At 39.5% G+C, this 12,671-nt stretch carries 9 protein-coding genes; 6 read left to right on the top strand and 3 right to left on the bottom strand.

The window, feature by feature from the left end; translation table 11 throughout:
- Positions 1–2 precede the first annotated feature (2 nt).
- Positions 3–1,064, top strand: a complete 1,062-nt coding sequence (locus ACO1XM_RS09800) for a histidine kinase (RefSeq protein ID WP_486228364.1) — start codon at positions 3–5, stop codon at positions 1,062–1,064.
- Complete coding sequence (locus ACO1XM_RS09795; protein WP_486228362.1) at positions 1,061–1,849, top strand: LytR/AlgR family response regulator transcription factor; 789 nt, start codon at positions 1,061–1,063, stop codon at positions 1,847–1,849. The genes ACO1XM_RS09800 and ACO1XM_RS09795 overlap by 4 nt, the downstream gene beginning before the upstream one ends.
- Before the next feature lie 35 nt (positions 1,850–1,884).
- On the opposite strand, the gene ACO1XM_RS09790 is transcribed toward ACO1XM_RS09795, so the two are convergent.
- A complete protein-coding gene (locus ACO1XM_RS09790; protein ID WP_486228360.1) occupies positions 1,885–4,509 on the bottom strand; it encodes a DUF5916 domain-containing protein in 2,625 nt (874 codons plus the stop codon).
- A gap of 388 nt (positions 4,510–4,897) precedes the next feature.
- Between ACO1XM_RS09790 and ACO1XM_RS09785 the strand changes: the two genes are divergently transcribed.
- Entirely contained in the window at positions 4,898–5,827 is a 930-nt protein-coding gene (locus tag ACO1XM_RS09785) for a helix-turn-helix domain-containing protein (RefSeq protein WP_486228358.1), read from the top strand.
- Positions 5,828–5,910: 83 nt separating this feature from the next.
- A complete protein-coding gene (locus tag ACO1XM_RS09780) occupies positions 5,911–6,678 on the top strand; it encodes an SDR family NAD(P)-dependent oxidoreductase (RefSeq protein WP_486228356.1) in 768 nt (255 codons plus the stop codon).
- Between the two features lie 133 nt (positions 6,679–6,811).
- On the opposite strand, the gene ACO1XM_RS09775 is transcribed toward ACO1XM_RS09780, so the two are convergent.
- Positions 6,812–10,087: an ABC transporter permease/M1 family aminopeptidase gene (locus ACO1XM_RS09775; protein WP_486228354.1), complete on the bottom strand. Its 3,276-nt coding sequence runs from the start codon at positions 10,085–10,087 to the stop codon at positions 6,812–6,814.
- 12 nt (positions 10,088–10,099) lie between these two features.
- Entirely contained in the window at positions 10,100–10,972 is an 873-nt protein-coding gene (locus ACO1XM_RS09770; protein ID WP_486228352.1) for an ABC transporter ATP-binding protein, read from the bottom strand.
- A 283-nt stretch (positions 10,973–11,255) separates the two neighbouring features.
- Here ACO1XM_RS09770 and ACO1XM_RS09765 point away from each other — a divergent pair, with 283 nt between their 5' ends.
- Both ACO1XM_RS09765 and ACO1XM_RS09760 read left to right on the top strand, forming a co-directional pair.
- Positions 11,256–11,963, top strand: a complete 708-nt coding sequence (locus ACO1XM_RS09765) for a sensor histidine kinase (RefSeq protein WP_486228350.1) — start codon at positions 11,256–11,258, stop codon at positions 11,961–11,963.
- Entirely contained in the window at positions 11,960–12,664 is a 705-nt protein-coding gene (locus ACO1XM_RS09760; RefSeq protein ID WP_486228348.1) for a LytR/AlgR family response regulator transcription factor, read from the top strand. Before ACO1XM_RS09765 ends, ACO1XM_RS09760 begins: the two co-directional genes overlap by 4 nt.
- Positions 12,665–12,671: the final 7 nt, after the last annotated feature.

Below are 12,671 nucleotides of genomic sequence, written 5' to 3'. Positions count from 1 at the left end.
TTATGACACGCATTTTTGTTCATAGCATTATCTTTCGCATTTGTTCAGCACCATTATTTGGTGTGCTCATTTATTTGCTTATCCTGCTTATCAACAATACGCTACAAGCAGCAGAAGAAATATTCAGCAACCAGGAATTGTATATATGCATTCTTTTAAGCTACATCAGCTTTGAATCCATGCGTATTGTTATTCGTGTGTTGGAATATAAAAGCAAGCCTGACACTTCTTTACAGAGGCGATTGATAGTTCAACTTATATTGTCACTTACACTATCCGTGAGCCTGGTGGGGCTTGCGATCGCGGCATACTTTGAATTTGTAATTGGTTTCAGCATAGCGGTGCGTGAGTTATACGTTTTCCTCTTGATTTTTGGAACGACAGGTCTGTTGTACAATCTCCTGTACTTTAGTCATTATTATTTGCTTCGTGAAAACCGTCAGCGCCTGGAAGAAGAACGGAAAATGCGCGAAAAAGTAGAGGCTGACTTTTCTTCGTTTAAAAATGAAATCAATCCAGATTTATTATATGAAAGTCTGGAGAATTTGATCTTAACACTTCATTATAATGCTGAAGAGGCAGAAGAACAAATCGATTATCTGGCAAGTATTTATCGTTACGGATTAGTAAATCGTCAGAAAGAATTGGTGAGCCTGGAAGAAGAGCTGCAAATTGCGAACAATCTTATCGCTTTGCTAAATGTACCACACCAGGGAGCTATTAGCTTGTTTACTGAAATAAACAATCCTGATGAAATTTATTTAATTCCTGGTTCATTATTGGTCACTATTGATACGGTTGTACGTAACACTTTATTGAGCAAACGATCGCCATTACAATTTCGTCTGTATCAGGAAGACGATGATTATGTGGTCTTTCAACACAATATGAATGATCGCTTGCAGCAACATCAGGAAAGTTTGCATGCTTTTTCCCGCTTGCAGCGCTCTTATAGTTTTTTTAGTGAAAAATCCTTTGTGCAAGTAAAGGCTGGTTTAGAGAATTACATTAAATTTCCACTGGTGTATATAGCCAAAGTGAAAAATTTTACAGAAACAACATGAGCGCGTTGGCTTTAAAGGTACTTATTGTAGAAGATGAAAAACCCGCAGCAGAAAAGCTGGAACGCTATCTGAAGAAATACAGCACAGCCATTAACGTGCTGGGCATGGCCGGATCGGTAAAAGAAGCTGTGCAATGGTTAAGTGAAAATCAATCCACGGTTGATTTGATTTTCATGGATATTCAGTTAACGGATGGCTTAAGCTTTCAGATATTTCAGCAAGTGAAAGTTGAGAAGCCTGTAATTTTTATTACTGCTTATAACGAGTTTGCCTTGGATGCTTTTAAAGTAAACAGTATCGATTATTTACTTAAACCTGTTACGTTTACCGACCTCTCAGCAAGTTTAAAAAAACTTGAATCACTGAGTGTACAACTTCGCTGGAGTGATTCCAAAGCTGAGAAAATTGTAAGTACTTTTGCGGAGAGCACAGCCCGCGTCTATAAAAACCGATTCATGGTAAAGTTGGGTGATCATATCCGCTCACTGACAACAGATCAAATTAGTTTATTTTTTGCTGACGGACGTGATGTTTATCTGGTGACGGATCAGCTCCGTAAATTTATTATTGATTATACATTGGAGAGCCTGGAGGAAGTTTTAGATCCAAGGCAATTTCACCGTATTAACCGCTCGTACATTATCAGTATTCATGCTATTCAGGACGTAGTAGTGTACTCCAGCAGTCGCTTAAAAATTACACCACACATAAAATGGGATGCTGAAGTTATTGTAAGTCGCGAAAAAGTGAATGAATTTAAAGAATGGTTTGATGGCGTACATTAAGACATTTTTTCAAAGGCGTTTAAACCTAAGTGTACCTACAGAACAAAACGGTAAGTAAACTTCAGCAGAAAAATATTATGAGCTTTCTGATTGAAATCAAAATTGTATTGCTTGTGTAAAGGCCCGCCCTGATCAAAAAATTCTCCATTCATTTCCTGTGTCCATACCAGAAAGAAGGTAGACCCGGGAATATATTCCCAGCGAATCACCATGTTGGATCGGAACTGACCAAAATTGAAATCAGGCTTACCAAAGGAATAATCAGTAGTGCCATCTACATTTTCATCTACACCATATTCATTATCATTGAGTGAAATTCCATTGCTTGGAATATGTGCAAAACGCTGTGCATATTCTGCGGCCCCGGGATTGGTGGTGTATTTAAAATTAGAATACTTGCCAGAAGCTCCAAAAGGCTGACCCCAATATTGAATTGAAAGATTGGGCGTAACCATGTAGGTGAGTCGCATGGAAACGCGTGCTACAGTTTGTTCTATTTCTCCGAGTACATATCGTTCACCTCCCTGTGTTGTGCTGGTGCTTACATATTGTAACTGATTAGTTTCTTTGTAAATATTAGGCTGCACTGACAAACGTAAGGCATTAATGGGAGTGTAGTTAAAGGTGATGCCAAGAAAAGTGCTTTTTATAAAATTATTCTCACTCCATTGCCATTCCGGATTAACCTGCACAGAGAATTTTTTACGCGAATCTGAACCCAACCAAAACCAATAATAAAGATTGCCCGAATATCGTATAGAAGGTCCGCCACGCAAATCGGCATTGGATACGTTGTATCTCTGATGAGACGCCCCCATTTCTAAGGACCAGAAATTTTTGAACTCGGCATATCCGTTGATATTATAATTCTGTGAAGTACTCTTTAAATCGAAATCCCAGCTTTGCGATTGATTCAGGTTATATCGCTGCGCTCTGAAGATGCTGACAGGTTTTAAAATACGATATCCTAACCATGTCCACTGTCGCATCTGATCAGTTTGTGAAAGGAAGCCGATATCATTTAATTCAAGCTCAGGAGAAAGCCAATTGTAGCCGAAATCAAAAACAAAATTACCACTGCGTTTGCCTACAATGATGGTTCCCCCTGTTCCAGTAAGCGACTTGCGTGTAGGGTCTACATCGGAGTGCTTGTTATCGGGTCGTTGAAAGTAACGTTCCGATGATTGTTGAGAAGCTGTAATTGCTTCAGGGTTTCCGGCAACATGACTTATTAATGTTTTGGCACTTACATAATAAGTACGCTCTTTCCAGTTGTGGGTCATATCCACACCGCCAGAATAAGCTTTGTCATGTAAAAAATTCAGTCTGGGGTCTTCTATGTTGCGGTTAGTAGCAGTAAACATACCACCAATCAGCGTGTTGCCTTTATTAATATCTTGCTGGGCCCGTGCAACAAAGTAGTTTGTCATAGGCTCTACTACCTGTGTTCTGCGTACTCCGGCACTGTCAATCTTGGCACGTTCTAATCCGGTAACGGTTTCTAAGATCCCCCACGAAAAACCTTTTTTGTTTTTACCTGTAAGTTTTACCGCACCCAGTATCGTGCTTTGATTGTTCACTTTTACATATTCGTTCACATCATCATCTCTACTTTCATCAGTATCCACATAGCCCTGAGGTCTTCTGCCAATGCGTCTCGAGTAAAATAAATTATTGCTGCTGTAATCGTTTACCGGAAAATTAAGTGTGTTACTCCCTTCAATAAAAAAGGGACGCTGCTCTCGAAAGAAAAGTTCGAAGGCAGTGAGATTTACTTGCGATGGATCAGCCTCTACCTGGCCAAAGTCTGGATTAACAGTAAGGTCTAAGGTAACATCGCTTGTAATACCAATCTTGGCATCTAAGCCAAACTCTGCACTGCTTGATTGTCCTGTTACAAAAGGGTTGCCTTCTTCTTTTTCAAAGGTTTCAGTTTTTGCCACCACATAAGGTTGTATCTCTACCTGCTTTTGTGGCTTTATACCTTTTATGCCTTTTAACTCTCCGAATAAATGCACCCAGCCTGGTGAGTTGGGTGGTATGTATTGCCAGTTAGACCGTTCGCCATTACGGAAAAAGCGTCTGGTGATTTGAATACCCCATGTTAGTTCAGGCTTTTCTGCAAAGCGCAACTGGCTTAGGGGTATACGCATCTCGGCTATCCAGCCTTCTGCATTAATACTTGTTTTCATATACCAGATAGGATCCCAGCTTGCATCCCAGTTGTCGCCATTGTTGGAAACATATTCATCACCTTTTACACCCGACACCGATGAGGTAAAAGAGAATGCAGTACGTTTATCATAGTAACTATCAATGTTAATTTCTACCCAGTCACCTTCAAAACCATCTCTGCGCGACATGCGACTTACAATTTTTGAAGGATCGGGATCCAGGTTTTTAAATAAGATGTAAAGATTTTTAGAATCGTATAAAATTTTAAAGAGTGTTTGTACGGTAGCGGGTGCACCTGCATCAGGACTGTTCTGTCGGAAATCGCCTCCACCCCAGGGAACCTGTTCCCAGGCTGCATCATTTAATAGTCCATCAATTTGCGGAGCTTCCCCCACAAGTCGAGCTGTTGTGTAGGTTTTAAGCGAATCACTTTGACCATATGCAATTGTGCAGATGCCAAAGATGGGGATAAGGAATAACTTCACTGGGCTAAGGGTTGCTCAAAGGGTATACTAATTCTGTTATTAAAGGTTACGAAGGGAATTGTTAATTGTTGCCACTGGTTAATAAACGTGATGGCTAGCATGAAATTATACCTTGTTCACCAAGTGTATACTTGTTACGCGGATTTATTGGTATTGAAATGCAGCCCTGGGTAAATACCATCAACAAGCATGTTGTTTCTTCACGCAATCATGCTTACCATGAAAAATGCAGGAGGTAGTCTTAGGTGTTGCAGATATATAGCCTTATCAACTTTTGATTAAAGGGTTTCATTACGAATAAAGCGCACAGAACCATGGACTTGAAGATCTGTTTGATGCATGAAACATAAAAAATGGATACCTTTACAATTATTTGAATTTTGCAAACATGGAAAATCTAAGTATTAAAGCATTTTATAAATCAATCTGTGGCGATAATGCTTCATTGCTTGAGCATTTCTTAGAGCAAAAAAATTCAAATGACCTGGGGCATTTTAATGTATTTGATATTGCCAAGTTCTATTTCAGTGGAAATAAAAGATCTGAAATGACTTATAACCGAAGGCTGTATTATAAAATCAGTTTGATTAAGGGCAAAAACCTGGTAGAATATGCTGATAAAACAGTGTTTATGGATAAGCAAGGAATATTATTTGCTACACCTAAAGTTCCTTACCGATATACACCACAAACGAAAGAGCAGTCAGGATTTTTTTGTGTATTTACAAAAGAGTTTATGTCCAAATCAAAAATAGGTTTACTTATTGATGAATTACCCATCTACCAACCCAATAGCGATTTTGTTTATCAGTTAAATGATGAACAGTATCGGGAAATAGAAGGCATATTCAAGAAAATGGACACAGAATTGTCTTCTGATTATGCATTTAAGTATGACCTACTCCGTAACTATGCACTGGAACTGATTCACACCGGACAGAAGTTAAAGCCGATAGAAAGTACAGCCAACCCCACCAATGCAGCCAGCAGGATTACCTCATTGTTTATTGAGTTATTAGAAAGACAATTCCCAATTGAAAGTGATGCACAAGTGATGAAACTCAAGACGCCCCTCGACTTTGCCACTGCATTGGGCATACATGTTAATCACCTGAATAAAGTCTTAAAAGAAACCACGGGCAGGAGCACCACAGATATTATTAATGGCAGAATCACCGAAGAGGCTAAGATACTGCTGAAGCAAACGCAGTGGAATGTATCTGAAATAGCTTTTGCTCTGGGATTTGACGAAGTAGCGCATTTTTCTAATTTTTTCAAGAAACACGCGGCACTATCCCCACTGAAGTATCGGAATTGATTGAATTTTGTAAATAGTGGATTGTCATTTACAAAGAACTTTTTGTTGAGCCACTGATCTTTGTGTCTCAAAAAAAAGTAAAAATGACAAGTAACTCAAACAAAGTAGCCTTAGTAACGGGCGGTAGTCGTGGACTGGGCAGAGATATGGCCATACAATTGGCCAAGAAAGATTTCGATGTAATCATCACTTATAATAGCAACAAGGAAGCTGCAGCCAGGGTGATAGAAGAAGTAAATGCGTTGGGTAAGAAGGCCATCGCTATGCCACTTGATGTAGCAAAATCCAAAAGTTATGACGCTTTTGTAAACGAGGTGAAGGCAAAATTGACAAGTGATTTTGATGGAAATCAACTTCACGCCTTGGTTAATAATGCAGGTACAGGACTTTATGCTCCTTTTGATGGTACAACTGAAGAGCAGTTTGATGACATGGTGAATGTTCACCTAAAGGCTGCATATTTTCTGACGCAAAAAATGCTTCCTGTGTTATCGGATGGTGGGAGCATTGTTAATATTTCTTCTGGTTTGGCACGCTTCAGTAATCCTAACTATTCTGCTTATGGTATAATGAAAGCGGGTATTGAAAGCTTGACTAGATACCAGGCACTTGAATTGGGTAAAAGAAAAATAAGAGTGAACACCGTAGCACCAGGCGCTATTGAAACTGATTTTGGTGGTGGTATTGTAAGAGATACAAAGGAAGTAAACAATATGATTGCCGGGGCTACAGCCTTGGGTAGAGTAGGCTTGCCTGATGATGTTGGTAGTGTGGTCGCTTTTCTTTGCAGTACGGATGCAAAGTGGGTAAATGCGCAGCGCATTGAAGTGTCGGGTGGTTATTATATTTAAGACTAATGTATTTCGATACCCTTACAATTGAAATAGTAAAAAATTTGAGCGAACACTTGTAGTATTGAAATTCAAAAATGCCGGTCTCATCGATTAACTCCGGTGAGACCGGCTCTTTGTTATGAATGCTTGATTATTTAAGATGATTGACACTCTCAAACAAATCGCTTATCACATGTTGAGAAGCCTCGGGCGTTACTTCTCTGAAATACTCAAGCAAATCAGCGGTGCTTGCATAACGCATTGGTTTTTTTGGATTATTAAAAGAGTGCCAGTCTTTAAGAAAATTCCTCAAGGCCAGATTAACATTCTCTTCACCAATATGACGCTGTAATTCGTATATATTAAGCGCACCTTTGTTATAATAAATGTGCTTTTCATTTTCAACGAAGGCTAAAGGGGGCTCTTCCTTTTTTAATTTTGCATTGGCCTCAAGGTATTCATCCAGTTGAAACTTCAGAAATTGCTGCATTTTTTCTTTCGGATATTTTTCTTTGAGCACCATCATAGCCGAGTATTGTGCGAGTGTTTCCAAAATCATGTCCTGACCTTGCACATTCGCAGCTTCCAGTTGCATGCCCCACCACTGGTGAGCCACCTCATGTGCTGTAATATAAAATGCCATATCAACATCTTTTTCATCATTGATATTCATTATAAAACCAATGGCTTCTGAAAAAGGAATAATGCCTGGCAGGGACTGCGCAAATGAGCGATACCGGGGGAACTCCGCAATACGAAGATGTTTGTACGGATACGGGCTAAAATTTGTGCTATAATAATCCAACGACATTTTCATGGATTCCATCATGCGGGTCAGATTGTATTCATGCCCTTTCTGGTAGTAGATCTCCAGTGCAACAGAGGCATCAGTACCGTTCCCTGAGGGTACATACTTATCACGCCTTACTTCATATTCAGCGGAAAGGAATGGGTAGAAATGAATAATCTTTTGATCTGTTTTATAATGAAAATAATTTCGACCATTCTCATTCCATTGATCCACTAAATCACCTGCGCTTAGCGCTGTTTGTGGCGCTTCAGTGCTGATCAAAACATCTACGGTCAAGCCATTCGAATCGCTACCACTTCGTGCATTTACCAATTCTCTTGCATCATCACGTCTGGCTTTTTGCAAGCGTGGTGCCAGATCAAAATCTTTCCGTTTGTCCTCATCTTCCAGTTCGTATTTTCTCTGGTAGCCAAAACTCGGTAAGACTGCATTATCAAAAAAAGTACCGTTATAGACCACATCCGTATCGGGCTGACCGGTTTCAAATCCCTCTGGTTGTAATGTTTGCACGAAATTCATTTTCATAGTATCGCCAGGTGCCAGCGGCTTACTTAATGCATAGATAGTGTAGTGATATTTTTCAAAGGTATTGTTTATAGTCACAGTTCGATCAAAGACTACATCTTTGAGTCTTACTTTTGATGCGATCAGTTTTTGAATATGAATTTCATCAATTGATGCGTCAGTTGTATTTGTAAGCAAATAAGCACCATTTATTTCATAGCCCCTCTTTGATGGGAATAAATCAACTTTCAAGGTAGCATCAATAATTTTTGGCTGCGGTAAATATTCATACTCTTTCAAAGATTGTTCATATGTTGCTCTGAAATTATCTTGTTCATGCTTTGTCCAGAATTCATTGACAACATTGGTGTTGTAAAAAATGTAGGTACCTATACCAATAAACAGACTTAAGCAGGCTAAACTGAAAGTACGTAACGATTCTCCCATTTGATTAAGTCCGTTTGTCCATCGTTTTCTCAATCCATGCTCCACACCATTCACCATGACAATGCTGGCTAAAATCAAGAGCAGCACACCGAACAACAACCAATATGCTTTCACCCAGAGATAGCCCTTCAGAAAATGCCCGTAACCATTCATATCAGAGTAGGTCGCGAGTGTTTCTCCACCGAAATTGATTAAGGCATGTTCGATACCAAATGTGCTAATGGCTACATTGATGATGGCAAATGCAATGGTCGAGAGCATTCCCATAAACTTGCTACCAGTAAGCGCCTGAAAGAATAAAGCTGCGAAAGTGTATAAGGCCAGGAAGGGGAAAAGCTCAAGGAAAAAGCCAGCGAAATAAGTGCCTGATTCGTAGTGATAATAACCATTGGCTGTTTGAAATGCAATGCCCGCTACAATCAGGGAAAGCATTACAATTGCATACACAAGTAACAAGCCAAGCATTCGGCTACTCATATTTACAAAACGATGGAGAGGTGTGGCATCATATATCAGATCAAACTTTACATCTTTTTCTTTCCACATAATTTCACCTGAATAGAAGACTAAAATGATCATGAAAAAGTAGATTGACATTTCTTGTAATTCCTCTATGATCAGATACGTAGTGGGATAACTATCCACGCCAAAGGAAGTGCCTAAACTCACTGAGTTGATAAGCATCACAATAAAACAACAAACAATAATCGCCCAAAAAGAAGTGAGCTTTAGAATCGATAAACTATGAAACCAGGTATTGAGTAGTAATTGAATGCATTGTGACTGAATACCATATGCGGGTTTAACAGCAGGCAAATGGGTAAGAGAATGATGTGGTAGTACATTAATCCTTTGTTCTTTCTTTTTGTGGAAAGCCTTTTCTGTGACAACGACCAACTGAAACCTGACATAACCGATGATGAGTGCGATAAATCCTAATGATGTCCAGAACAATTTGTTCATCAGCATAATACCAGACAGTGGAATAAGCTGAAGATTTCTATCTTCTACCGTCCAGCCCTTGCTTGCCTGGGTTAGGGTGGTGAGCGAGAAAGGATCCAGAAGCGCTTGAAAAGTTTCATTCGTAATTCCCTTCGTAATCATGAACAAAACAAAGATGACAAGCCCTTGTGTGTATACAACCATTAGCTTTTTGCTTAGTGCGCCCGTTACAAAAAATACAGCAGCACCAAAAAACAAAGTTGGCAATACAACCCAGAGAAAGGGTTGCAGGTAGTTGATAAACCGAAAGGGTAGAAATTCTTTTGGATCATTCCATGGCATAAGTTCTCCCACCATCATGCCCCAGAGCAAGGCACTAAAAATAAAAAGTAAGACAACAAAAGATCCCAAGAAGCGACCGAGTAAGTATTGCTTTTTTGAGATGGGATTAACATAAATAAGCGAACTAATGTCGTATTGAAAGTCGCGCAATACAGGCACCCCCATAATCATCGATGCAATAATCATGGACAAGCCCGTAATGGCTCCCATGGTTTTGGCAATGACAAAGGCTGAGTTTTTCTTGACCAAACCTAAATCAATGCCGTTAAAAATAAATTCAACACCAACAACGGAGAACAGGAAGAGCAGCAGAAAGAAAAAATACGTTTCAGGTCGCTTTAAGCGGTATTTAAGTTCGAATATGAAAAATTCGTTTAGCATGATATATGGAGATTAGGCGTTAAGAATTTGAGACATATACACATCCTCCAGGTTGGCTTCAATAGCTATGAAATTCGATCCCGGATGTTTGTCATGCAGTACATGGATAATTTGCTTCCCTAAATACAAGCGATCGCTGATTACCTGATATTCTTTTTTGTATTGCTCCAGTTCGCTTTTGTGTATCACTTTCTCATACAATTTGCCCTCAAGGTTTTCTATGATTTGTATGGGATTTCCCTGCATAACCACTCGACCTTTGTTAATGATGGCCATCTGAGTGCATAATTCTTTCACGTCATCAACAATATGGGTAGAGAGAATTACAATGGTTTGTTCCCCCACTTCACTGAGCAGATTATAAAATCGGTTGCGCTCAACAGGATCTAGTCCTGCGGTAGGTTCGTCTACAATCAAGAGCTTCGGGTTATTTAGTAGTGCCTGCGCAATGCCAAAACGTTGCTTCATTCCTCCGGAGAATTCACCCAGCCTTTGCTTTCGCACATCGTAAAGATTTACTCTGTGAAGGAGTGCCTGTATAATTTCTTTACGTTCTTTTCGATTTACAATGCCCTTTAAAACGGCCAGGTGATTCAACAACATCTCGGCCGATAGCGCAGGATATACGCCAAATTGCTGAGGCAGATAACCCAGTACTTTTCTTAGTTCGTTGGGTTGTTCTACGATATTAAGATTCCCCAATTGAATGCTGCCCGTATCAACCGCTTGCAGGGTTGCGATGGTGCGCATGAGTGTAGATTTACCAGCTCCATTTGGCCCCAGCAGACCAAACATGCCTTTGGGTATTTGTAAAGAAACATCTTGGAGTGCCTTCACTCCGTTATTGTAGGTCTTGGAAAGGTTTGTTATGATCAGATCATCCATGAGTAATATATTTTGATCCAATACTATGCTACTTGAAAGGTGTAAAAAAAGAATAGGGACGAATGGTACTCGTGCGGGGGTGGATGACCTATCTTCAACAAGAAAAATTTCTGCACCTATAAACTATACATTCGTCCCATGCATAGCTACATCTGCAACAAACTGTTTATTCAGATAAAATTTTGGGTAGTTTTGTGCGATGACTTTTTTTCAACACCGTTCCACGAAGCAGGGCCTTCAAAAGCTGGCACCCTATTTTTTTATAGTCACAACCATTTTGATTATGGTATTCAACGATGTCTTCGGAGACGAAGATGGATTTGTTGTTTTCAGTCTGCTATTCTTTACAGCAATGGCAATCTGGGTGGTGCGTTGGCTTATTACTCAGATTAAATCCATACTAAAACTGAAAAAAGAAAAGGCCCAGGCTGAATTAATGCATTTGAAAAGTCAGGTCAATCCGCATTTCTTTTTCAACACATTAAATAACTTATATGGATTGGTGGAAAAAGATCCCGCTAAAGCACAACAATTAATACTTAAGTTATCTGACATGATGCGTTACAGTATCTATGAAGGACAAAAGGATTGGGTGACCTTAGCAGATGAAATAAGCTACCTTGAGAATTATATGGACCTGCATCGCATGCGGTACCATAAAGAAATTACCATTCGCTTTGATGTAGAAGCAGAAGACCGCAGCATCAAGATCATGCCCTTGCTCTTTATTATTTTGGTAGAGAATGCCTTTAAGCATGGTGTAGAAAAACTTAGAAAAGATGCATTCGTACACATTCGTTTAATGGCCACAAAACAGCTGATTGATTTCGAAATAGAGAATAACTTTGATACGGAGGATACACAACATATCGGTGGCATTGGCCTTAACAACCTGAAGCAGCGATTGGCATTGGTTTATTTAAACAGGCATGAAGTTAACATATCATCACAAGCTGATATTTATAAGATTCGATTAAGACTTAACGTATGAGTATTAAATACATAATTGTAGATGATGAGTCTGTGGCACATGACATTATTAAGAAGTACTGTGCCATGTTGCCCAATATGCAGCTAATGCAGGATTGCTACGATGCGATTGAAGCCATCGAATACCTTAATGGGCATGCGGTAGATTTAATTTTTCTGGATTTGAACATGCCTAAGTTACAAGGCTTTGACTTTTTAAAAACATTGCCCCAGCCGCCCAAGGTAATTGTAACCACTGCCTATAGTGAACATGCCTTGGAAGGTTATGAATTGAATATTGTGGATTACCTGTTGAAGCCTTTTTCATTTGAACGTTTTTTGAAGGCCATCAATAAAACCTTTATAGATAACCCCAAAGCAATAAGCAGTGCTTCACCTGAAGTTGTGGAGGCAAAACCTGAGAGAATTTTTTTACGCGCAAATAACAAACACATCCAGGTGACATTGGATGATATTTTGTTTGTAGAGGCTTCGGGTAATTATGTTAAGGTTGTCTTGAAGGATGATAGTATTATGCTGCGTGGTACTTTATCTTCTATTATGGAGTTGATCTCGACAGAAGGATTTATACAAGTGCATCGATCGTTTATGGTGGTTAAAAAGCAAATCAGGCGTGTAGAAGGAAACCAGATCATACTTGATAAGTACACAGTGCCCGTTGGAAAATTGTTCAGGGCACAGTTAGATCAGCTTTTGAAGTAGATAAGGG

It is taken from the genome of Chryseotalea sp. (assembly GCF_057350905.1).
This window is presented reverse-complemented; position numbering and strand designations above follow the sequence as displayed.